At 65.6% G+C, this 22,005-nt stretch carries 17 protein-coding genes; 13 read left to right on the top strand and 4 right to left on the bottom strand.

Going from position 1 to position 22,005, the window contains the following annotated elements:
• Window positions 1-45 precede the first annotated feature (45 nt).
• The 5 genes from O6W96_RS05270 to O6W96_RS05250 all read left to right on the top strand — a co-directional run bounded on the left by O6W96_RS05270 (window position 46) and on the right by O6W96_RS05250 (window position 6,607).
• Complete coding sequence (locus O6W96_RS05270) at window positions 46-2,502, top strand: TonB-dependent receptor plug domain-containing protein (protein WP_353468621.1); 2,457 nt, start codon at window positions 46-48, stop codon at window positions 2,500-2,502.
• Between the two features lie 97 nt (window positions 2,503-2,599).
• A complete protein-coding gene (locus O6W96_RS05265; protein WP_353468620.1) occupies window positions 2,600-3,736 on the top strand; it encodes a glycosyltransferase family 4 protein in 1,137 nt (378 codons plus the stop codon).
• A gap of 69 nt (window positions 3,737-3,805) precedes the next feature.
• A complete protein-coding gene (locus tag O6W96_RS05260) occupies window positions 3,806-5,209 on the top strand; it encodes an NAD(P)H-dependent flavin oxidoreductase (RefSeq protein ID WP_353468619.1) in 1,404 nt (467 codons plus the stop codon).
• Between the two features lie 346 nt (window positions 5,210-5,555).
• Entirely contained in the window at window positions 5,556-6,194 is a 639-nt protein-coding gene (locus tag O6W96_RS05255; protein WP_353468618.1) for a LysE family translocator, read from the top strand.
• A 167-nt stretch (window positions 6,195-6,361) separates the two neighbouring features.
• Window positions 6,362-6,607, top strand: coding sequence for a hypothetical protein (locus O6W96_RS05250; protein ID WP_353468617.1), 246 nt, complete (start codon window positions 6,362-6,364; stop codon window positions 6,605-6,607).
• A gap of 155 nt (window positions 6,608-6,762) precedes the next feature.
• Here O6W96_RS05250 and O6W96_RS05245 read toward each other — a convergent pair whose 3' ends face one another.
• Both O6W96_RS05245 and O6W96_RS05240 read right to left on the bottom strand, forming a co-directional pair.
• Window positions 6,763-6,954, bottom strand: a complete 192-nt coding sequence (locus O6W96_RS05245; RefSeq protein ID WP_093399163.1) for a hypothetical protein — start codon at window positions 6,952-6,954, stop codon at window positions 6,763-6,765.
• A 90-nt stretch (window positions 6,955-7,044) separates the two neighbouring features.
• Window positions 7,045-8,043, bottom strand: coding sequence for a 2-hydroxyacid dehydrogenase (locus O6W96_RS05240; RefSeq protein WP_353468616.1), 999 nt, complete (start codon window positions 8,041-8,043; stop codon window positions 7,045-7,047).
• A gap of 115 nt (window positions 8,044-8,158) precedes the next feature.
• On the opposite strand from O6W96_RS05240, the gene O6W96_RS05235 reads away from it, so the two are divergent.
• Window positions 8,159-8,659: an SH3 domain-containing protein gene (locus O6W96_RS05235; protein ID WP_435372191.1), complete on the top strand. Its 501-nt coding sequence runs from the start codon at window positions 8,159-8,161 to the stop codon at window positions 8,657-8,659.
• Between the two features lie 108 nt (window positions 8,660-8,767).
• Here the strand turns inward: O6W96_RS05235 and O6W96_RS05230 are convergent, their stop codons facing one another.
• Together O6W96_RS05230 and O6W96_RS05225 are read right to left on the bottom strand one after the other, a co-directional pair.
• Window positions 8,768-9,151, bottom strand: coding sequence for an endonuclease domain-containing protein (locus O6W96_RS05230; protein ID WP_353468614.1), 384 nt, complete (start codon window positions 9,149-9,151; stop codon window positions 8,768-8,770).
• A 77-nt stretch (window positions 9,152-9,228) separates the two neighbouring features.
• Entirely contained in the window at window positions 9,229-10,422 is a 1,194-nt protein-coding gene (locus tag O6W96_RS05225) for an acetyl-CoA C-acyltransferase (RefSeq protein WP_435372190.1), read from the bottom strand.
• Between the two features lie 87 nt (window positions 10,423-10,509).
• Between O6W96_RS05225 and O6W96_RS05220 the strand changes: the two genes are divergently transcribed.
• From O6W96_RS05220 to O6W96_RS05190, 7 genes are all read left to right on the top strand, one after another.
• Window positions 10,510-10,761, top strand: a complete 252-nt coding sequence (locus tag O6W96_RS05220) for a hypothetical protein (protein ID WP_055879041.1) — start codon at window positions 10,510-10,512, stop codon at window positions 10,759-10,761.
• Window positions 10,754-11,509 carry a prepilin peptidase gene (locus O6W96_RS05215; protein WP_353468612.1) on the top strand — a complete coding sequence of 252 codons (756 nt, stop codon included), beginning with the start codon at window positions 10,754-10,756 and terminating at the stop codon, window positions 11,507-11,509. The genes O6W96_RS05220 and O6W96_RS05215 overlap by 8 nt, the downstream gene beginning before the upstream one ends.
• Window positions 11,506-11,940: a hypothetical protein gene (locus O6W96_RS05210; RefSeq protein WP_353468611.1), complete on the top strand. Its 435-nt coding sequence runs from the start codon at window positions 11,506-11,508 to the stop codon at window positions 11,938-11,940. The genes O6W96_RS05215 and O6W96_RS05210 overlap by 4 nt, the downstream gene beginning before the upstream one ends.
• Before the next feature lie 94 nt (window positions 11,941-12,034).
• Window positions 12,035-14,245, top strand: a complete 2,211-nt coding sequence (locus tag O6W96_RS05205; RefSeq protein WP_353468610.1) for an autotransporter assembly complex protein TamA — start codon at window positions 12,035-12,037, stop codon at window positions 14,243-14,245.
• Window positions 14,245-18,513, top strand: a complete 4,269-nt coding sequence (locus tag O6W96_RS05200; protein WP_353468609.1) for a translocation/assembly module TamB domain-containing protein — start codon at window positions 14,245-14,247, stop codon at window positions 18,511-18,513. Before O6W96_RS05205 ends, O6W96_RS05200 begins: the two co-directional genes overlap by 1 nt.
• A gap of 69 nt (window positions 18,514-18,582) precedes the next feature.
• Entirely contained in the window at window positions 18,583-20,073 is a 1,491-nt protein-coding gene (locus O6W96_RS05195; protein ID WP_353468608.1) for a flavin-containing monooxygenase, read from the top strand.
• A 574-nt stretch (window positions 20,074-20,647) separates the two neighbouring features.
• Window positions 20,648-22,000 (top strand): EAL domain-containing protein, encoded by a 1,353-nt coding sequence (locus O6W96_RS05190; protein WP_353468607.1) that lies wholly within the window; start codon window positions 20,648-20,650, stop codon window positions 21,998-22,000.
• Window positions 22,001-22,005 lie beyond the last annotated feature (5 nt).

Raw genomic sequence — 22,005 nt, 5'->3', positions numbered from 1 at the left:
CGCATCGAGATCGTCGCAGAACGATCCACTATCAGGGATTATCGCATGACTGCCTATCGTACCGCGCTGACGCTCGCCGCTTCGACCCTTGCCTTCGCCAGCGCGCAGGCGGCGTATGCGCAGGATGCGCCAGCGCCCGCCGTTGCCGACACCGCTGCACAGGACCCGGCTGCAGCGCTGCCCGATACGCAGGACGACATCATCGTCACCGGGACCCGGTCGGTCGGTCGCTCGCGGCTCGACAGCGCGTCGCCGGTCGACGTGCTGAGTTCGGCCGCGCTTCAGCGGCAGGGGACTACCGAACTGGGGGCGGCGCTGTCGGCGATCGCACCCTCGATCGACTTCCCGCGGCCGTCGGCGGTCGACGGCACCGATGCGATCCGGCCGGCGACGCTGCGCGGCCTGTCGCCCGATCAGACGTTGGTGCTGATCAACGGCGTTCGCGGGCATACCGCGGCGTTGCTCAACGTCGGCGGCTCGGTCGGGCGTGGCTCGGCAGCGGTCGATCTGAACACCATTCCGACCGTCGCGCTCGACCGCATCGAGGTGCTGCGCGACGGTGCATCGGCACAATATGGCTCCGACGCGATCGCGGGCGTCGTCAACCTTCGCCTGCGCGAGGCCCGGTCGGGCGGCGGCGCGACGGTCAATTACGGCTTCTACAACACCGACATCGATACCGCGCGTGGCAGCCGCAGTACGAACGGCGAGCATGCCGTGACGGTGTCGGGCTGGCAGGGCGTCGGCTTCGGCGAAGACGGTTTCCTGACCGTGTCGGGCGAGTATCTGAACCGCCAGGCCACCAACCGCGCCGATTTCGATCAGCGTGTTACGCCGTTGCGCGTGACCGGCCGGTTCGGCGATCCCACCGTTGAGCAGTACAGCATCTTCGCCAACGCGGGCACGACGCTGACCGGCACGTGGAAGCTGTATGGCTGGCTCGGCTATCAGGACCGCGATACGCGCAGCGCCGCGTTTCCTCGTCTGGCGAGCGCCACGACGGCGTTAGCCGGCTATACCGGTGATTTCATTCCGATCATCAACACCAAGTCGCGCGATCTCAACTCGGCGGTCGGCATCAAGGGCGAGGTCGCCGACTGGTCGGTCGATCTGAACGTAAGCTACGGCCGCAACAAGATCGGCTTCCGCACGCTGAACTCGGCGAACTACGCCTATGGCCGCACCACGCCGACCGACTTCTCCGATGGCGCGCTGGTGTACGACCAGCTCGTCGCAGGCCTCGACGTCAGCCGCAAACTCGACGTCCTGCAGGGCCTCAACATCGCGTTCGGTCTCGAAGGCCGCCGCGAGGGCTTCCAGATCCAGGCGGGCGAACGCGCGTCGTACGATTATCCGGTTGTCGGTACTGTCACCGGCGCCGCGGCGAATGCTGCACCCGGCGCGCAAGGCTTTGGCGGCTTCTCGCCGGCCAACGAAGTCGATCGCCATCGCCGCAACGGCAGCGTCTACCTCGATCTCGAAGCGCAGGTGACAGACAAGCTGCTCGTCGGACTCGCCGGTCGCGGCGAGGATTATTCGGACTTCGGCACCACCGGTACCGGCAAGATCTCGGCACGCTACGATTTCGCGCCGTGGTTCGCGCTCCGCGGCACGGCCTCGACCGGGTTCCGCGCACCCGCTCTCCAGCAGCAGTATTTCACCTCGATCGCGACCGTCATCCAGAACGGCAATCCGATCCAGACCGGCACCTTCCCGTCGGTCAGCCCGGTCGCGACGCGGCTCGGTGGCCTGCCGCTCGAACCCGAGAAATCGACCAACCTGTCGGTCGGCACCGTCTTCCGCTTCGGCCGGTTCGACCTGACCGTCGATGCCTATCGGATCCGGATCCGCAACCAGATCGGCCTGTCGGAGAACATCACGACGTCGGCTAGCCAGTCTGCGGCGGTCAACGCACAGATCACCAGTCTGCTTGCCGGCTCGGGCGCCACCGCCGCGCGCTTCTTCATCAACGGGCTTGCCTCCACCACCAAGGGTATCGACGCGGTCGCGCATTACCGCCTGCCGACCGACGCGGCGGGCACGTTCGACTTCACGATCGCAGGCAATATCAACGACAGCGACGTGACGCGCGTGCCGACCTCGACATCGACGCTCAACCCCGCGCCGGTGCTGTTCGCGCGCAGTCGCATCCTGACGCTCGAAGACGGTACCCCGGGCGAGAAGGTGACGGGATCGATCGACTGGTCGCTCGACCGTCTGGGTGCGCTTGCCCGCGTCACCTATTACGGCGACGTCAACCAGCCGGGGACCACCGAAGCCGCCGATGTGCACAGCGGCAAGCATCTCATCACCGATGTCGAGCTGCGCTATCAGGCGACCAAGGGCGCGCAACTCGGGTTGGGCGTCAGCAACCTGTTCGACGTGTATCCCGACGCGACGATCGTCGCCAACAACGTTACCGGCGTGATCGGCTTCCCCTATTACTCGCCCTTCGGGTTCAACGGCCGCTATCTCTACGCGCGGGCGGGGTTGAGCTGGTAGGTCCTCCCCGGCATTTCGCGCTTCAGCGAGCGTCCTGGCGCTCGCTGACGGCGTGGCACGGCTTGAAACCGTCTGAGGAAATCGGCATCGCACGCTGATGGCTTCCCCCGTGAACATCCTGCACCTCCATTCCACGTTCGACCTTGGTGGCAAGGAGGCGCGGGCCGTTCGATTGATGAATGCCTTCGGGGATCGCGCGAAGCATACGATCGTCTCGGGGATGCCCGACGCCTTGGGCGCGCGGGATTCGATCGCGAAGGGCATTCGCTACGAGATCGCGCAGAACCCGCCGCCATTGAACGGCAAGCCTTCGGTCAAGCGCTACGAGGCGATCGCGCAGTATATGCGGCGGTTCGATCTGGTGCTGACCTATAATTGGGGGGCGATCGACGGGGCGATGGCGAGGCGGGCGTTCGCCAAGGGTGCGCCGCCGCTCGTCCACCACGAGGACGGGTTCAACGCGGACGAGGCAGGCGGGCTCAAGATCGAGCGCAACATCTATCGGCGGCTTGCGCTGGGCGCCGCGCACGCGCTGGCGGTGCCGTCCGAAGTCCTCGAGGATATCGCGCTGCGAACCTGGAAGCAGCCGCGCGAGCGGGTGCACCGGATCGTCAATGGGATCGGCACCGCCTATTACGCACAGAAGCCCGAACCGAAGGCGATCCCGGGGTTCACGCCTAACGCCAAGGAAGTCGTGATCGGTGCACTCGCGGGTTTGCGCGAGGTGAAGGATCTTCCGGCGCTGGTGCGGGCGGTCGGCGGGGTCTCGGGCCGGGTGCGGCTCGTGATCATCGGGGGGGGGCCGGAGCGCGCCAATATCCTGCAGGCCGCGGCGGCGATGGGGATGGCGGACAAGCTGGTGCTACCCGGATTTCTCGATCGCCCCTACCGCTATATCGGCCATTTCGACATGCTGGCCGTGTCGTCGCGAAGCGAACAGTTTCCGATCTCGGTGGTCGAGGCGATGGCGGCGGGGCTGCCGATCGCGAGCTATCCGGTCGGCGACATCAAGCGGATGGTATCGCCAGAAAATATGCCGTTCGTCACCGAGATCGCCAACGAGGTGCGGCTACGCGACGCGATGCAGGCGCTGGTCGCGGATCCGGCGCTGCGGGCGTCGGTCGGCGCTGCGAACCAGGCCAAGGCAAGGGCGGAATTCGACGAAGCGGTCATGATCGCTCGCTATCGCGCATTGTACGAAGATGCATTGAACCGTCCGGGTGCGCTAACCTAGGTCGTAATATTGCTCGCACGATGCGTCCGTGCGCTCTAGTAGGCCGTATTTTCCGGGAGAGGTAACGTCGTGTTCAAGGGCCTGAAGCCTATCGTCTATAACGGTCGCGAAGTGTGGCCGCTGGTGGAAGGCGGCAAGGGCGTCGCGGCGACCAACCACGCGTCCGCCGGCGCCTGGGCTGCGGCCGGCGGCATCGGCACGGTCTCTGCCGTGAACGCCGACAGCTACGATCCCGACGGCAAGATCATCCCGCAGGTCTACGAAGCCTTGACGCGGCGCGCCCGTCACGAGGAACTGGTCGAATACGCCATCGAAGGTGCGGTCCAGCAGGTCGAGCGCGCCTACGAGATCGCCGACGGCAAGGGCGCGATCAACATCAACGTGCTGTGGGAGATGGGCGGCGCGCAGCGGATCCTGCACGGTGTTCTAGAGCGGACGCGCGGCAAGGTTGCCGGCGTCACCTGCGGCGCGGGGATGCCGTACAAGCTGTCCGAGATCACCGCGTCCTACGGCGTCAGCTATTTGCCGATCGTCAGCTCCGGCCGTGCCTTCCGCGCGCTGTGGAAGCGTGCCTATTCGAAGGCGGCCGAGTGGCTCGCCGCGGTAGTGTACGAAGATCCGTGGCTCGCGGGCGGGCATAACGGCCTGTCGAATGCCGAGGACCCGTTGAAGCCGCAGGACCCGTATCCGCGCGTGAAGGAGCTGCGCGACGTGATGCGCGAAGGCGGCATCTCGGACGACGTGCCGATCGTGATGGCGGGCGGCGTCTGGTATCTGCGCGACTGGAACGACTGGATCGACAATCCCGAGCTCGGCACGATCGCCTTCCAGTTCGGCACGCGGCCGCTGCTCACGCGCGAAAGCCCGATCCCGCAGGGTTGGAAGGACGCGCTCACGCAGATCGAGGAAGGCGACGTGCTGCTGCACAAATTCTCGCCGACCGGGTTCTATTCGTCGGCGGTGCGCAACCCTTTCCTGCGCTCGCTGGAAGCACGCTCCGAGCGCCAGATCGCGTTCTCGACGCAGGAGGCTGGTGATCACGTGTTCCAGCTCGACGTCGGCGTGAAGGGCAAGAACTTCTGGGTCACGCGCAACGACCTGCTGCGCGCGCGGCAGTGGTTCGGCGAGGGCTATACCGACGCGCTCAAGACGCCGGACAACACGCTGGTGTTCGTCAGCCCGACCGAGAAGGGCATGATCCGCAAGGACCAGGCCGACTGCATGGGCTGCCTGTCGCAATGCTCGTTCTCGAGCTGGGCGGATACCGAGACCAACTCGACCGGACGTCTCGCGGATCCGCGCAGCTTCTGCATCCAGAAGACGTTGCAGGACATCGCGCACGGCGGCGACATCGACCAGAACCTGATGTTCGCAGGCCATGCCGCGTACAACTTCAAGAAGGATCCGTTCTATTCGAACGGCTTCGTGCCGAGTGTCGGGCAGCTGGTCGATCGGATTTTGACGGGGGACTGAGCCCTTTCCATCAGGCAGCACCTTTCGGTCCGGCATCCACGATACTGCCCGATCGATAGCGCTGGATCGCGATGCCGCGGGTGCCGGATTAGGTCGGATAAATATTCAGATCGATTAAAGCGCCTCCCCGGCGGAGGCCGGGGTCCAGTTGGAAAGGTCGCGGTAACGGAGCGCTGCAAGACGTAGCAGCGTCTCCCAACTGGACCCCGGCCTTCGCCGGGGAGATGCGGTAGCTGTCGACACGGTCAAGACCGACAGTTTGAGTTTGCTGAGGTCCTGAGCCAACACTTCGGAATTGCCAACGATCCGCTTCCCTTCCCCGCGGGATCAGCAGGTAGGAACAACAATGACGCTACACGCCTGGTGGTTGTTCGTAGTCGCGATATTCCTCCTATGCGGAACGCCAGGACCCAACATGCTGCACGTCATGACGCGCAGCATCGCGTTCGGCGCACGGCGCAGCGTCGCTGCGATGGCGGGCTGCCTGACCGCGCTGGTGCTCGTGCTGGCGGCGTCGGCGGCGGGCGTGTCGGCGCTGCTCGCGGCATGGCCTCGCGTATTCGACGCGCTGCGCTATGCCGGCGTCGCGTATCTGATATTCCTTGGGATCAAGGCGTGGCGAGGGGCGGGGTCTCCGATCGACGTCGGCGACGATACGACGCCGGTGGCGCTCACCCCGACCGTGTCGGCGTGGCGCCTGTTTCGCGGCGGGTTCGTGATCGGCATCAGCAATCCGAAACTGCTGCTGTTCGCCGCCGCCTTCCTGCCGCAGTTCGTCGACCGCGCTTCGCCGCAGGCACCGCAGTTCGCGATCCTGGTGGTGACCTTCGCGGTGGTCGAGAGCTTCTGGTACGGCGTGTACGCAGCCGGCGGCCGGACGCTCGCGCGGTATATGACGCGCCCGGCGTTGCGGCGCACGTTCGACCGCGTAACGGGGGCGATCTTCGTGGGTTTCGGTCTCGCTTTGCTGCGGGTGCGAGCATAGCGAAAGCGTGCCGCGCCATTGCCGTTTGGGGCGTTAGCGCGCATAGCTGAGCCATCGCGGCGCTTTGTACGGGCAGGCTGCGACTGAGAGATGCTTTGCGCTCCCGCTCCGAGCCGGGAATGCCGCATGACGATCTATTCTGCCATCGTGACCACAGGGGCCGCATCGTGACGACGGGTGCGGATACGGTCGTGCCGATCTCGCGCGCGGTGAACGTCAGCGTCGAACAGCCGCAGGTCGTTGCGATGTGCAAGAAGCATGGCGCGATCATCAGTGCGATCGAGACGCTGCCATCGGGCGGCACGCGCGTCGTCCTGATGAACAGCGCGGATGCGGCCAAGATCATCAAAGCGTTCGGGTCGAAAGTCCTGACCGGAACGGTAGCGCGGACCCACTGGATGCGCGCGGTCTGAAATCAAAGAAACGATCCCCCCCGTCAGGGGGAGGTGGCTGGCGCTTGCCAGTCAGAGAGGGAGGAAAGCGAAACGTAGGTTCCGTGTCCTACCCCCGTCACCTTCGGTGCCACTCCCTAGGCGAGGGAGGATCGTTCATGTTGCGGGCTAACAGATCAGTCGGCAACAGTACCGACGACCGCACCACCAGCGCCACCAACGGCTGCACCCTTCTCGACGCTACCACCGGTCGCGGCGGCAACGCCTGCGCCACCGGCAGCACCGATACCCGCGCCCTTGAGTGTCGAGCAGGCGCTCATCGACACGGCAGATGCGACCAGCAGGGCGGAAACGGCGAACTTCTTCATCTCGGATACTCCTGTTTTCCCGGGGGTATCCAACTAATGCTGCATCGCGGCATCGGTTCCGAACTATTGATGCAGATTGTATCGGCGGAGTCAGATCCAGCCGTCGAGCACCTGATCCGGCGGGCGATGGCCATCCGCCCACATCCGGATATTCTGGATGACGCGCTCGCCCGATGCCATCCGGCCCTCGAGTGTCGCCGAGCCCATGTGCGGCAGCATCACGACGTTGGGCAACGCGAGCAGGCGGGGATCGATCATCGGCTCGTGCGCCCAGACGTCGAGACCGGCGCCCGCCAAACGTCCGGCCTCCAGCGCATCGACCAGCGCAACCTCGTCGACGATCCCGCCGCGCGCCGCGTTGATCAGGTACACATGCGGTCGCATCAGCGCGATCCGGCGCGCATCGATCAGGTCGCGGCTGTCGGCGTTCAGCGGTGTGTGGATCGTGACGATGTCGACGCTGCTGAGCATATCGTCGAGCGACGCATGGAAGGTGGCGGCGAGCTGCGCCTCGCGAACGGCGGGCAGGCGGGTGCGATTGTGATAATGGATCGTCAGCCCGAACGCGCGCGCCCTCAGCGCGACCGCCTGGCCGATCCGCCCCATCCCGACGATCCCGAGCGCCTTGCCGCCGATCCGGTGGCCGAGCATTCCGCCGGGGCTCCAGCCGTTCCACTGGCCAGAGCGCACTAGCTTTTCACCCTCCGCCAGCCGCCGCGGCACCGACAGGATCAGCGCCATCGTCATGTCGGCGGTGTCTTCGGTCAGCACGCCCGGCGTGTTGGTGACGATGATCCCGCGCGCGCGCGCCGCCTTCAGATCGATGTGGTTCACGCCCGCGCCGTAATTCGCGATCAGCTTGAGCCGGTCGCCTGCGCCAGCGATCAAATCGGCGTCGATGTCGTCGGTCACGGTCGGAACCAGCACGTCGCAATCGGCCATGGCCGCGGCAAGCTGGTCGCGGTCGAGCTTCACGTCGGCACGGTTGTTCTGCGTGTCGAACAGCGCCTCCATCCGGTCCATCAGCGTATCGGCCAGCTCGCGGGTGACGACGACCTTGGGGTTCGGACAGCGGCGTGTGTCGATCATGCGGATGGCTTGGCGAAGCCGCTCGTGCCCGTCAACGTCCCGTCGACGTCGGGGTGTCAACTTCGGTTGAGGAAAGCGGTTCGTCGCGATAGGACGGCGGTTCGCCAGTTAGGACATGACAATGCGCATTCTCGCCGTCGCGCTTTCCGCTCTTGTTGCCGCCGCGCTGGTGCCCGACCCGGCGACGGCGGCCGATGCGACGAAGAAGCGCGTGCCCTATTACGCATCGATCTCGGCGTCGCGCGCGCGGATGCGGACCGGCCCGGCGCGGACGTATCCGGCGAGCTGGCTGTATCAACGCCAGGATCTGCCGATCAAGGTCGTCGCGATCTTTAAGGAATGGCGCAAGGTCGCGGACCCCGACGGGACGGAAGGCTGGATGCAGGCAAACCTGCTCAGCGGCACACGGACCGCGATCGTGCATGGCTCGGGGCCGGTGGAGTTGCGGGAGAAGCCCGATGCGGGAAGCCGGCTGCTATGGCGCGCGGCGCCGGGCGTGGTCGGACGGCTGAGCCAGTGCGGCAATGGCTGGTGCCGGATGGACGTGAAGGGGCAGGCGGGGTTTGTTGCCGTTGGCGGGCTTTGGGGAGTCGAGGCTGGGGAGGTCTTGCCTTGAGGGTTTGAGGGGCGTTTTGGAAAGCATCGCTTGATCCGGAAGCCGACCCACCCCCAACCCCTCCCTTCCAGTGAGGGGGGAAGAAGTTAACAATGGGGCGGCTTCCTTTTAGCTCCCCTCCTTGGAGGGGAGGGGCTGGGGGTGGGTTGGCCGCTGAAGACGGAAGACGTTTGCCAGAATTGTTTCCGCTACGCCGTCTGGGTTACCCGCGACATCCGAGTTCCAGAACCGGATCACCGTCCACCCCAGCGCTTCCAACCGCCGCGTCCTCGCCGCGTCGCGAACCGAGTCGATGTGCTGGCTGCCGTCGAACTCCACCGCCAGCCGCACCTCCCGGCACGCCAAGTCGAGGATAAACCGCTCCACCACCAACTGCCGCGTAAACCGCGGGCGAGAATACGCGATCCTATGCCAGATCGCGATCTCGGCATCCGTCGGATGATTGCGCAACTCTCGCGCACGCCGCGTCATCTCGGAAGGAACACGCGGCATCGTGTCAGCCTGCGCTCGGGAAATGCGGAGAGCATGCCACTCCCGGCCCCTCCCTTTCAGGGAGAGGGGAAGAAATACTAGTTCATCAATTCCACCGCCATCGCAGTCGCCTCGCCGCCGCCGATGCAAAGCGAGGCAAGCCCGCGCTTCTGCCCCGTCGTCTCCAGCGCCGACAGCAGCGTCGCCAGGATTCGCGCACCGCTAGCCCCGATCGGGTGGCCGAGCGCACACGCGCCGCCGTGGATGTTCACCTTGTCATGCGGCAGGCCGAGGTCGCGCATCGCGATCATCGCGACGACGGCGAAGGCTTCGTTGACCTCGAACAGGTCGATGTCTGACGCCGACCAGCCGGCCTTCACCATAGCCTTGCGCATCGCGAACACCGGCGCGGTCGTGAACAACGCCGGGGCATGGGCATGCGCGGCATGCGCCACGACCCGCGCGATCGGCGTGATGCCGAGCCGCTCCGCGACGCTCGCACGCGTCATGACCAAGGCCGCCGCGCCGTCGGAGATCGACGAGGCGTTGGCCGCGGTGATCGTGCCGTCCTTCGAGAAGGCGGGCTTCAGCGTCGGGATCTTGGCGACGTCGCCCTTGGCCGGCTGCTCGTCGAGCGAGACCGTGGTCGTGCCCTTGCGACCGGCAATATCGACCGACACGATCTCGCGGTCGAACGCGCCGGACTTCTGCGCGGCTTGCGCCCGGTGCAGCGACTCGATCGCGTAGTCGTCCATCTGCTGACGCGTGAACTGGTATTCGTGCGCGGTATCTTCGGCGAAATTGCCCATCAGCTTGCCGGGTTCGTACGCATCCTCGAGCCCGTCGAGATACATGTGGTCGTACATCCGGTCATGACCGATTCGCGCGCCGCCGCGGTGGCTTTTCGAGAGGTACGGCGCATTCGTCATGCTCTCCATGCCCCCCGCGACGAGCAGGTCGACCGACCCGGCCGCCAGCGCATCCGCGGCAAGGATCGCCGCCTGCATGCCAGATCCGCACATCTTGTTGACCGTCGTCGCCTCGACATGATCGCCGAGCCCGGCGTTGATCGCCGCCTGCCGCGCCGGCGCCTGGCCCAAGCCAGCAGGCAGCACGCAGCCCATGTAAATCCGCTCGATCTCGGCCGCCGACACGCCCGAGCGCTCGACCGCACCGCGCACCGCATCGGCACCAAGCTGTGTCGCGGTCGCGCCGGCAAGTGCGCCCTGGAACGATCCCATCGGCGTGCGTGCGTAGGACAGGATGACGATGGGATCTCGATCGGCGGCCACTTCACTCTCCATATATTCTTCTGCCCCGTATCTGGGGTTGATGTGCGGCAATACAAAGCGCGGCCGGTTGCGCCTAGACCTCGCGTCATGGAAACACTCATCACGACGCTCAAATGGTGTGCCGCAGCGTCGGGGGTGATCGCCGCCTTCATGGTGTCGCTCGATTTCGGCCGACGCGTGACGGGGTGGGGGTTCGTGCTGTTCGTCGGCTCGTCGATCGCCTGGCTGAGCGGTGCGGCCTTGACCGGGGACTGGGCGCTGGGCACGCAGAACATCGTGTTGTTCGGGATCAACCTCCTCGGCGTGTATCGCTATCTGGTTCGCAAGACAGGTGTCTGAGGCTGCGTTCTGGGCGGTGTTGCTGGGCGTGCTCGGCGCGATCCTCGGCAGTTTCGTCGCGGCGCTGGTGACGCGCTGGCCCGACGGGCGGACGGTGATGCAGGGGCGTTCGGCGTGCGATGGCTGCGGTCGGACGCTCCGCGCGGTCGAACTGGTACCGCTGCTGAGCGCGCTCGTTCTCCGCGGGCGGTGCAAAGGGTGCGGCGTCGCGATCAGTCCGGTGCATTGGCGGATCGAACTGGCGGGACTTGTGATCGGCGTGGCAGCGGGGATCGTCGCACCGGGGGTAGTCGGTATCGCCGGCGCGATATTCGGATGGTTGCTGCTCGCGCTGGCAAGCCTGGACCTCGTCGCATTCTGGCTGCCCGACCGGCTGACGATGCTGCTCGCCGCGACCGGGCTCGTCGGCGCGGCGCTCGGTATCGACCCACCGCTTCAGGAACGGCTGATCGGCGGTCTCGCCGGGTTCGGCACGCTGTGGCTGGTTGCGGTCGGCTATCGACGCATACGCGGCCGCGACGGCATGGGCGGCGGCGACCCGAAGCTGTTCGGCGCGATCGGGCTGTGGCTCGGGTGGCAGATGTTGCCCGCCGTCCTGCTCATCGCAAGCATGATCGGCCTCGGCGTCGTCCTCGCCGCGCACCTCAAGGGACGTGCCATGGCAGCGGACACCGCGCTTCCGTTCGGCGCGTTGCTGGCGATCGCGGCTTATCCCGCGTGGCTGTTCATGATAGGCCTGACGCCATGATATCGCTCGCTCTTATGCTCGCGCTGCAGGCCGCGGCCCCATCGGCTGCGGCCAATGCAGGTCCGGGGCCCCTTGGCGCGATCGGCACGCAGAAGCTCCCCGCCAAGGGGTGCGGCGCGTATCTCTGGAGCATGGACGCCGGCCGGCAACTCGTCGCGATGGCGACCGCCGACCCCGCGCAGATCCGTCTCGCGATCGACGGCAAGGCCGGTGATTACGCGATGACCACGCAGTCGCCCGCGATCGGTTTCGGCTTCGGCGGCGTCACGCAATACCGCGGCGGCGACGTGACCGCGACGCTCGACATGGCCGTCGCCGTCCGCGCCGATATCTCCGCAGGCGCGACCGTTACGTCCGCGACGCTACGGATCGACCGGCCCGGCCGCGATACCGTCGTTATACCGGTCGGTGGCCTAATCGGCTGTGTCTGAGGTTAATTTTTGTGAAACCAAGCCGTCCTATGTGCGTTACGTGGACGAAGATGGGGGTGAATCGAGCACGATCGCTGCCCGTGAAGGGGATCGTGTGACAGCTTCGAACAGCCGGCATCATTGGCTCGCTCTGGCGTTGGTAGCGTCGACAACGGGATTCGCGGGCGTCGGTTCCGCGCAGTTGGTGAAGCCGGGCACCGCCCCGGCAAAGGGTCCCGACGCGCCCAAGCCCAGCGAGCAACCGCAGTCGAACGACCCGCGTTCCGACGCGCCGATCGTGCCCGACGCCGAGTTCGACAGCGCCCTGCCGCCGTTGAGCGGCGACCTGAACGCGCCGTTGGAAGCGATGGCGCCGTTGCCCGCTCCGTCGACGCAAATACCCGCCCAGGCGCCCGCGACACCCGCCACCGCAACAACTGCTGCAACAGCGCTGACGGGCGACGTCCTGCCGCCGACCGGCCCCAGCGATCCGCAACTCGCCCAACCGCTGACGCCGCTGTCGAGCTTCGACACGACCCCGCTCCAGACCGCGGCGGACATCAAGGACAAGGACGCGCCCGAGATCCGCTACGAGACCGCGACCAAGGGGCTCGACAAGGCTGGCGACGGGCTCGAGGGCGAATACAAGGCGCTGTCCGCACTCGCCGAGGGCAAGGGCAAGGCGGCGAACGCCACGCAGGTCGCAGCGCGCGCGCGTGAGGACGAGGCGCTGGCGGTGCGGCTGCTGAAGTCGCTCGGCTATTACGATGCGACCGCGATCTCGACGATCGAGACGATCCCCGACGCCGACAAGACCAGGCCCGCGCGGCTGAAGGCGACGGTCAGCGCGCAACCCGGCCGCCTCTATTCGCTTTCGTCGATCACCGTGAAGGCGGACGCGACGACCCCGCCCGATCTCGTCCGCACGCAATTGCCGCTGAAGGTCGGCGATCCGATCGAGGCCGCACGGATCCAGGGCGCGGAGGCGAATGTCAGCCTGACGCTGCCGCAGCAGGGCTATCCGTTCGTCAAGGTCGGCGAGCGCGACATCCTGCTCGACGACCAGACGCCGACCGGCGCCTACACGCTGCCCGTCGATACCGGACCGCGCTCGTCGTTCGGGCAGCTTCGCACCGAAGGCGATCCGGTGTTCGATCTCGAGCATCTGAACCTGTTCCCGCGGTTCAAGGCGGGCGAACTCTACGACAACCGGATGACCGACGACCTGCGCGATGCGCTGGTCGCGACGTCGCTGTTCTCGACTGTGTCGGTCGAGCCGGTCCGCACCGGCACGATCAACCCCGACGGCACCGAGCAGGTCGACCTGCTGGTCCGCCAGAGCGAAGGCAAGGCGCGCTCGCTCGGCGGCAATGTCGGCTATTCGACCGGGCAGGGCTTCCGCGCGGAAGGCACATGGCAGCACCGCAACCTGTTCCCCTACGAGGGCGCCCTGATCGCCTCGGTGATCGCTGGTACGCAGGAGCAGGGCGTGTCCGGCACGTTCCGCCGCGCCAACGCGGGCAAGCGCGACAAGACGTTCAGCCTGACCGCCGGCGCCAACCACTCGAATTACGACGCCTATGACGCGTTCACGACCAGCGTCGGCGTCCGCTGGAGCTACGATTCCACGCCGATCTGGCAGAAGCCGCTGACCTATTATTACGGCGGCGAACTCGTCGGCACGAACGAAAGCGTCTACGACTTTACGCAAGGCAAGGACGTCCGCCGGACCTACGGCATCGTCGCACTGCCCGGCCAAATTAAGTTCGATCGCTCGGACAGCCTGCTCAACCCGACCAAGGGCTATCGCCTCACGCTCAACCTCAGCCCCGAAACGTCGGTGCAGGGGTCGGTGAAGCCATACATCCGGACGATGATCGAGGGGACGTTCTACTATCCCGTATCCAGCAGCATCGTCATCGCGGGCCGTGCCAAGGCGGGCTCGATCCAAGGCGTCGACCGCGACGACCTCGCCCCCTCGCGGCGCTATTACGGCGGCGGCGGCGGATCGGTGCGCGGCTATGGCTATCAGCGGCTCGGGCCGTTCGATCCCAACGGCAACCCGGTCGGCGGCCGTTCGCTCAACGAATTTGCGCTCGAAGCCCGCTACCGGTTCGGCGATTTCGGCATCGTGCCGTTCATCGACGCCGGCAACAGCTATGAGAGCAGCACGCCCGACCTGTCGTCCTTGCGCTACGGTGCGGGTATCGGCGGGCGCTTCTATACCAGCTTCGGCCCGATGCGGTTCGACGTCGCGACTCCGCTGAACCCCCGCAAGGGTGACGGCAAGGTCGCCCTCTACATCTCGATCGGGCAGGCATTCTGATGGCCGAAAACGGCACCCCACCTGTTGAACAGGGCCCTGCTGAGCGGGACCAGTTCGAGCAGACCGAAACGGTAATCGTCGAACGGCGCCCGCTGTGGCAGCGCATCCTGAAATGGCTTGCGATCCTGATCGTCGGCTTGGTCGCGCTCGTCCTGATCGTGCTGTTCGGGATCAACACCGATCCGGGCCGGCGCCTCGTTGCCGACCAGATCGGCGGCTACACCACCGCATCTGGGCTCAACATCAAGGTCGGTCGGATCGACGGCTCGATCTACGGCGCGATGACACTCAGCGACGTGCGCGTGTCCGACCCCAAGGGTGTGTTCCTCACTAGCCCGAAGCTGGCAGTAGACTGGCGCCCATTCGCGTTCGCCAAGAACCATGTCGACGTCCGCTCGCTGACCACGCCGCTGGTCACGTTGCAGCGCCGCCCGGTGCTCAACGCGACGCCGACCGATCCCAACGCGCCGCTGCTCCCCGATCTCGACATCGACGTGAACCGTCTGGTGATCGATCGTTTCCTGATCGCCAAGCCAGTCACCGGCCAGACGCATATCGTCAAGATCGACGGCGCGGTCCACATCGCCGACAAGCGCGCGCAGCTGACCACCAACGCCACCGCGCTGACTGGCCCCGGCATCGCTGGCGGCGATCGCCTCGTGCTTAAGCTCGACGCGGTGCCCGAACAGAACAAGCTCGACGTCAACGTGAAGCTGACCGCGCCGGTCGGCGGAGTCGTCTCGACGATGGGCGCGTTCAAGGCGCCACTGACGGCAAGCGTCGATGGCCGCGGCAGCTGGGCATCGTGGCAGGGTCGCGCCGTCGCAACACTCGGCGGCGGACAGCTGGCGAACCTCGGGCTGACCGCGAAGAACGGTCATATCGAAGTCCGCGGCTCGACGCGTCCCGGCCTGTACCTCGAAGGTCCGGTCGAGCGCCTGACGTCGCCACAGCTCGACGTCGCGATCGACACCACGCTCAACGACCGCAAGGCCGACACGCGGATGACGCTGAAGTCGGACGCGCTCGCGGTCGACGCCGGTGGCCTGATCGATCTCGCCAACAGCCGGTTCGGCAATTTCGCGGTCAACGCGAAGCTGCTGACGCCCGGCGCGATCCTCCCGAACCTGCGCGGCCGCGACGTCACGGCCCGCGTCGTGCTGGACGGCGCGTTCGCGACGCCGACCGTCGACTACAAGGTGCGCGCGGCAACGATCGCGTTCGGCGACATGGGCGTCGAGAACCTCTACGCCGAGGGTCTTGCACGCGTGAACTCCGACCGCATTCTGGTGCCGGTGAAAGCACGCGCACGTCGCGTGACCGGTCTGAACGCAGCGGTCGGCGGGCTCGCCACGAACGTTGCGATCGACGGCGACTTCGCGATCTCGGGCGTCAACGTCCTCTCCGACAACCTCAAGATCCGCTCGGACAAGATCGACGCGACCGCGGTGGTCGTCGCGAACATGGCGACCGGTCGCTACACCGGCGCGCTGAAGGGACGGATCAACAACTACCGCGTCGATGGCATCGGCATCGTCAACCTGACGACCGATGCGAAGCTGGTACCGGGGCCCAAGGGCGGCTTCGGGATCACCGGTCGCGTGGTCGCGCAGACCTCGCAGATCTTCAACGAAGGCGCGCGCAGCTTCCTCGGCGGTAACGCGATCGTCCGCTCGGACATCGGCTACAGCCCCGAAGGCATCGTCACCTTCCGCAATCTCCGCATGAACGCGCCACAATTCCGTGTGACCAGCGGCGAAGGCCGGTTCGATCCGGCCACCGGCGCGGTGCTGGTGAATGCCGACGCGTATTCGACGGCCTATGGCCCCTTGTCTGCTCGCGTGACGGGGAGCGCGACAGCTCCCGTCGTCGTCCTGCGGGCGCCGCGTCCGGGTGTCGGCGTCGGCCTCGTCAATCTCAACGCGCGCATCGTCGGCCGCGGCGGCGCCTATGCCGTCACCGCGAGCGGCGGCACCAATTACGGGCCATTCACCGCCGACGTGCTGGTCAAGCCGGGCGCGCAACTCGCGGTCGACGTACGTCGCGTCGTATTCGCCGGGATCGTCGGCAGCGGCCGCATCGTCCAGACCGCGGCCGGCCCGTTCGCGGGTGCGCTCCAGTTCGCCGGGCAGGGCTTGTCGGGCAATGTCCGCCTCGCCAACCAGGGCGGCTACCAGCGCGCCGACGTCGCGGCGCGTGCCAACGGCGCGAAGATCCCCGGCATGGTCGACTTCACCATCGGCCGCGCGATCGTCAGTGCGACCGCGGTGCTGACCCCGACGCCACAGATCGTCGCCGACGCGCAGGTCGCGGACATGCGCTATGGTGCGATCGTCCTCTCGGCGGCGCGCGCCAAGGTCAACTATGTGGGCGGCAACGGCACCGCGCAGGCGCTGCTGACCGGCTCCAACGGCGTCCCCTTCCGCCTAGCGGTCAACGCCAAACTGAGCCCGAACAATTACCTCGTAGCCGCCCAAGGCCAAGCCAACGGCATCGCCTTCCGCACCGTAAACCCGGCCCGCATCCAGACGGTGAAGGGCGTTTATCGCCTGTCGCCGACCCGGATTGATTTCGGTGGGGCAGGCGGTGGCTCGGCGCGCTTGGCTGGCAGCTACGGCAGCGGCACGAACGCCCAAGTGCGCCTCGATCGCCTCGACCTGTCGACGCTCTCCGCTCTGGTCCCGAACCTCGGGATCGGCGGCAAGGCGACCGGCAGCCTCGACTTCTCGCAAGCAAATTCGGCCGCACTTCCGACCGCCGACGTGCGCGTGACGGTCACCAACTTCACCCGCTCGGGTCTCGCTGCCGTCTCCGATCCCGTCGACATCGTGTTCGCCGGGACCCTCGGCGGCGACGGTGCGACCGGTCGTGCGCTGGTGCGTCGCGGGACGTCGGTGATCGGCCGGATGGTCGCCAACCTCCGGCCGCTACCAGCGGGCAATGGCTCGTGGAGCACGCGCCTGATGGCCGCGCCGCTGTCGGGCGGGATCCGCTATAATGGCCCGTCCGCGGTGCTGTTCAGCTTTGCCGCGATCCCGAACCAGCAGCTGTCGGGGCCGATCGCGGTCGCCGCCGACTTCTCGGGCCGGTTGCAGGCACCACAACTCAACGGCGTCGTCCGCGCCGATAACCTGACTTACGACAACGAGACGTATGGCACGCGTCTGTCGCAGATGCGGATCGCAGGGCGGTTCTCGAACACCGACCTGCAACTGACGCAGCTCAACGCGAAGGCCGGCGACGGCACCGTGCAGGCGCAGGGTACGATCGGGTTCGCGGCGGACAGCGGCTTCCCGATCGATCTGCGCGCGACGCTGAACAATGCGCAGCTCGCCAAGAGCGACGCGATCAGCGCGACCACAACGGGGACGATCCATCTGACCAACGGGCGCGATGGAGGCCTGATCCAGGGCGATCTCCAGATCCCCGAAGCACGCTACCAGATCATCCGCCAAGGCCAGGCCGAAGTTCCCGAACTCACCGGCGTTCGCCGCAAGAGCGACATCCGTACGCCGGTCTCGACCGATCGCTCGGACGTGCCTCCGATCGGCAAGTTCAAGCTCGACCTTCGTGTCCGGGCGCCGAACCAGCTGTTCGTCTCGGGCATGGGCCTCGAGTCCGAATGGGAGATGGACATGCACATCGGCGGTACGTCGGCCGCGCCGATCGTGACGGGCGGGCTCGACATCGTCCGCGGCACGTATTCGTTCTCGGGCAAGCGGTTCGAGGTCAACAAGGGCCAAATCCGCTTCCGTGGTGGCGCTCTGACCGATCCGGATATCAACATCCAGGCGACCACGACCACCAGCGACATCACCGTCGTCATCAACGTCACCGGGACCGGCCAGAAGCCGCAGATCGCGTTCACGTCGACGCCGGTCCTGCCGCAGGACGAAGTGCTCAGCCGCCTGCTGTTCGGCTCGAGCCCGGCCAATTTGTCGGCTACCGAGGCGATCCAGTTGGCGTCTGCACTGAACTCGCTGCGCGGGTCAGGCGGCGGTGGCCTGAACCCGCTCGGCAAGCTCCGCTCGGCGACCGGGTTCGACCGGTTGCGCGTGCTCGGTGCCGACTCGGCGACCGGCCGCGGCACTAGCCTCGCCGCGGGTAAGTACATCACGAAGAACATTTATGTTGAGATCGTGACCGACGCGAAGGGCTTCACCTCGACGCAACTCGAGGTCGCGCTGACCAAGGCGCTCAGCCTGTTGTCGGCGGCGGGATCAAGCGGCGGGCAGAGCGCGAGCGTGAAATATACGAAGGACTATTGAGTAAAGATCACAACAGGATAGGTTCGGTTATGAAACCTACGGCGTAACGCCGGGGCGCGAGGATGCAGCATGACCGAACATGTCGACGTGATCGTGGTGGGTGCCGGCATTTCCGGGATCGGCACCGGCTACCACCTTCAGACGCGCTGCCCCGACCGGACGTACATGATCCTTGAGGGGCGGCAGTCGATGGGCGGGACGTGGGACCTGTTCCGCTATCCCGGCATCCGCTCCGACTCGGACATGCACACGCTGGGATTCGTCTTCCACCCCTGGACGGCGGCAAAGTCGATCGCCGACGGCCCCTCGATCCGCGCCTATGTCGAGGAAACGGCGCAAGCGTACGGAATCGACCGAAAGATCCGCTACGGCCACCAGGTCAAGTCCGCCGCGTGGTCAACCGAGGACGCGCGCTGGACCGTAGAAGCGACCGGCCCCGACGGCGCGCAGGTCACGTTCACCTGCAACTTCCTGTCCATGTGTGCGGGCTATTACAACTACGCCAAGGCCTATTCCCCCGAGTTCGAGGGCGCAGAGAGCTTTGCCGGACAGATTGTCCACCCGCAGTTCTGGCCCGAGGACCTTGCCTATAGCGGCAAGCGAGTCGTCGTGATCGGCAGCGGCGCGACCGCCGTGACGCTGGTCCCGTCGATGGCGAAGACCGCGGCGCACGTGACGATGCTCCAGCGCTCGCCGACGTATATCGTCGCGCGCCCCGGTGAGGACGGCGTGGCGAACTGGCTACGCGGGAAATTGCCGGCCAAGGCGGCATACGGCATCACGCGGTGGAAGAACGTGCTGATGGGGATGTTCTTCTACCGGATGGCCCGCAAGAAGCCCGCGGTCGTGAAGGAACGGATGATCGGCATGGTCCGCGATCATCTCGGCCCCGACTACGACGTCGCGACGCATTTCACCCCGCGCTACAATCCGTGGGACCAGCGCGTCTGCCTGGTCCCCGATGGCGACCTGTTCGCGGCGATCAACGCCGGCACCGCCTCGATCGTCACCGACACGATCGCACGAATCACGCCCGACGGCATCTATCTCGATTCGGGGAAGGACCTGCCCGCCGACGTGATTGTCACCGCGACGGGCCTCGAACTGCAACTGATGAGCGGAGTCGTGTTCAGCCTCGACGGCAAGCCGATCGAACTCGCTGGACGGCTCCAATACAAGGGCATGATGTTCGACGGCGTGCCGAACCTGTCCTCGACCTTCGGTTATACGAACGCGTCGTGGACGCTGAAGGCGGACCTGACCGCAGTATACGTCTGCCGCCTACTCAACACGATGACCAAGCGCGGCTTGCGCCAGGCGACGCCGCACAACGACGATCCGACGATGAAGAACGAGGCGTTCCTCGACTTCACCTCGGGCTATGTCCAGCGCGCCGCCGCGGCACTACCCACGCAGGGCGAACGCAAGCCGTGGAAGCTCAACCAGAATTACGCGCTGGATCTGATGGCGTTGAAGTTCGGCTCCGTCGACGATGCGATGCAGTTTTCGAACCCAGGGCAGGTCGTCGCACGCCACGCCGTCAAGGCCGGTGCCCGCTAAGCCGCAGGAACCCCGGCGGAACACCATCGAGTGCTCCGTCGCGGTCCGCTACGACCATCGTCTAGCTGAATGACAATCGCGTCCACGGTCCTACGGATCGGTGGACTTTTGTCCAAACTCCAAGTGGTGCTGTTCACCTATTAAGCTAAAGAGTTAGCACGAAGTATTCTTCTGTCAGTCGGCGATGACCACTGATTACGCCAGCCGTGCTGGCATACGAAAAGATGCCAAGCGGGTTCTCAGCAAAGTCACAAAGCTTAGCATGAACCTGCTGGTATATTCATATCGGTTTGAATGTCGGCCCGACTACCGAAAAGTGCCACAAACCAACACAATACCGATGTTCGGGCCGACCGAGTCATTCACCAGGGGCGAATGCCCGTGCCGTAGATGAGTGCGATGATGAAATTCAGCATTTTTATGCTCCCTTGTTGCACCCGTTTAGGTGCAACCGATTCATACTGCTTAATGGCGCGTTAAACAATGATCTTTGTAAATCGTTAACCATCATTTGGTCGCGAACGCGTGGTAAGAGCTTAAGGGTATGTTTATGCGTCCCGCCTATTCGGGGAGCATGAGGAATGTCCCGCACGAGCAATTCAAGGGCGGAGTGCCGCTGACTGGCCCGCGACTCGTTGATCTCGATTCACGTGCGGCGCGTGCTCACGACAGTTTTTGCCAGGCTTCTCAGTCCGGTTGGCGGTTCCTGGTCTTGGCCGAGATCGCCAATTTTGCGGTCTTGCGTCGGTACCTCGGACGGCCGCGAGCGGACACGCTGATCGTCGACGTAGCGGCTAGAATCCGGGATGCGTTACCCGATTCCAGGGTCGAGATTGCAGGTCGCGAAGTCGCCGAGATCGCGTTCGAGAGCGAGGCGCGGCTGGCGCTCGACGTCGCGATCGCAGCGATCGAGGTCGCTTTCGAGGTTCCGTTCGATATCGATGGCGAATCGCACATGATCAACGTTCAACTCGGCGCGGCGGCGGCGGCCGCGCACCGCGACGAGGTTCATCTGATCGAGGAGGCGGAACGCGCGCTGGTCGACGCGCGCACCGAGCATGTTGCGATAGCGCGGGATGTGACAGGCAGTCCCGCCGCGATCGATCGGATGGAGCTCGCGCAAGATCTTGGTCGCGCCATCGAGCGGGAAGAGCTGTTCCTCCAATATCAGCCAAAGGTCCATCTGCGTCGGCAGAAGATTACCAGCGTGGAGGCGCTGGTACGGTGGAACCACCCGACTCGCGGCCTGGTACTGCCCAATGACTTCATTCCGCTTGCAGAGGAATCGCGCGATATAGTCGCGCTGACGCTGTGGACGATTCGACGCGCGATCAAGGATCAGGTCAGTCTTGCCGCGCACGGTCACGACCTCCGTATCTTCATCAACATCGCCGGTGCACTTCTGGCGGACACGGGGTTCGTGAGCTTGGCCTGCGCGTTGGTCGAGACCAGTGGCGCGCAGCTTGGTTTCGAGATCACGGAGACCTCGGTGATCCGTGACCCCGACAGTGCGATCGCGAACCTCAACGTCTTCGCCGGTATCGGCATTGTCATCGCGATCGACGATTATGGCGCCGGCTTGTCGTCGCTCGCGTATTTGAAGCAGCTCCCCGCGCGCGAACTGAAGATCGACAAGCTGTTCGTGACACAGCTGACCAGTTCCAACCGCGATCCGCTGATCGTTCGCTCGACCATCGATCTCGCGCACGCTCTGGATATGGAGGTCGTCGCGGAGGGGGTCGAGACGCAGGCTGCAATGGCGCTGCTCTCGGTGATGGGCTGTGACATGATCCAAGGCTTTCTCATCAGCCGGCCGATCAATCTGGAGGCCCTGATCCACTTTTTGGACGATGGGAAATATCAGGCCCTCGCCGCCGACGTCCGGGCGCCGTTCAACCGGCTTGCAACGGTGTGGAAGCGGGGCTGAGGACG

The organism is Sphingomonas faeni, from assembly GCF_040407495.1.
In the GTDB taxonomy this organism is placed as follows: Bacteria; Pseudomonadota; Alphaproteobacteria; order Sphingomonadales; family Sphingomonadaceae; genus Sphingomonas; species Sphingomonas faeni_D.
This window is presented reverse-complemented; position numbering and strand designations above follow the sequence as displayed.

What these genes read in the sequence shown, in the direction of transcription:
- O6W96_RS05270 (WP_353468621.1), top strand. Translation starts at nt 46, where the DNA reads ATGACTGCCTATCGTACCGCGCTGACGCTCGCCGCTTCGACCCTTGCC.
- O6W96_RS05265 (WP_353468620.1), top strand. Translation starts at nt 2,600, where the DNA reads ATGGCTTCCCCCGTGAACATCCTGCACCTCCATTCCACGTTCGACCTT.
- O6W96_RS05255 (WP_353468618.1), top strand. Translation starts at nt 5,556, where the DNA reads ATGACGCTACACGCCTGGTGGTTGTTCGTAGTCGCGATATTCCTCCTA.
- O6W96_RS05245 (WP_093399163.1), bottom strand. Translation starts at nt 6,954, where the DNA reads ATGAAGAAGTTCGCCGTTTCCGCCCTGCTGGTCGCATCTGCCGTGTCG.
- O6W96_RS05240 (WP_353468616.1), bottom strand. Translation starts at nt 8,043, where the DNA reads ATGATCGACACACGCCGCTGTCCGAACCCCAAGGTCGTCGTCACCCGC.
- O6W96_RS05235 (WP_435372191.1), top strand. Translation starts at nt 8,159, where the DNA reads ATGACAATGCGCATTCTCGCCGTCGCGCTTTCCGCTCTTGTTGCCGCC.
- O6W96_RS05230 (WP_353468614.1), bottom strand. Translation starts at nt 9,151, where the DNA reads ATGCCGCGTGTTCCTTCCGAGATGACGCGGCGTGCGCGAGAGTTGCGC.
- O6W96_RS05220 (WP_055879041.1), top strand. Translation starts at nt 10,510, where the DNA reads ATGGAAACACTCATCACGACGCTCAAATGGTGTGCCGCAGCGTCGGGG.
- O6W96_RS05210 (WP_353468611.1), top strand. Translation starts at nt 11,506, where the DNA reads ATGATATCGCTCGCTCTTATGCTCGCGCTGCAGGCCGCGGCCCCATCG.
- O6W96_RS05200 (WP_353468609.1), top strand. Translation starts at nt 14,245, where the DNA reads ATGGCCGAAAACGGCACCCCACCTGTTGAACAGGGCCCTGCTGAGCGG.
- O6W96_RS05195 (WP_353468608.1), top strand. Translation starts at nt 18,583, where the DNA reads ATGACCGAACATGTCGACGTGATCGTGGTGGGTGCCGGCATTTCCGGG.
- O6W96_RS05190 (WP_353468607.1), top strand. Translation starts at nt 20,648, where the DNA reads ATGAGGAATGTCCCGCACGAGCAATTCAAGGGCGGAGTGCCGCTGACT.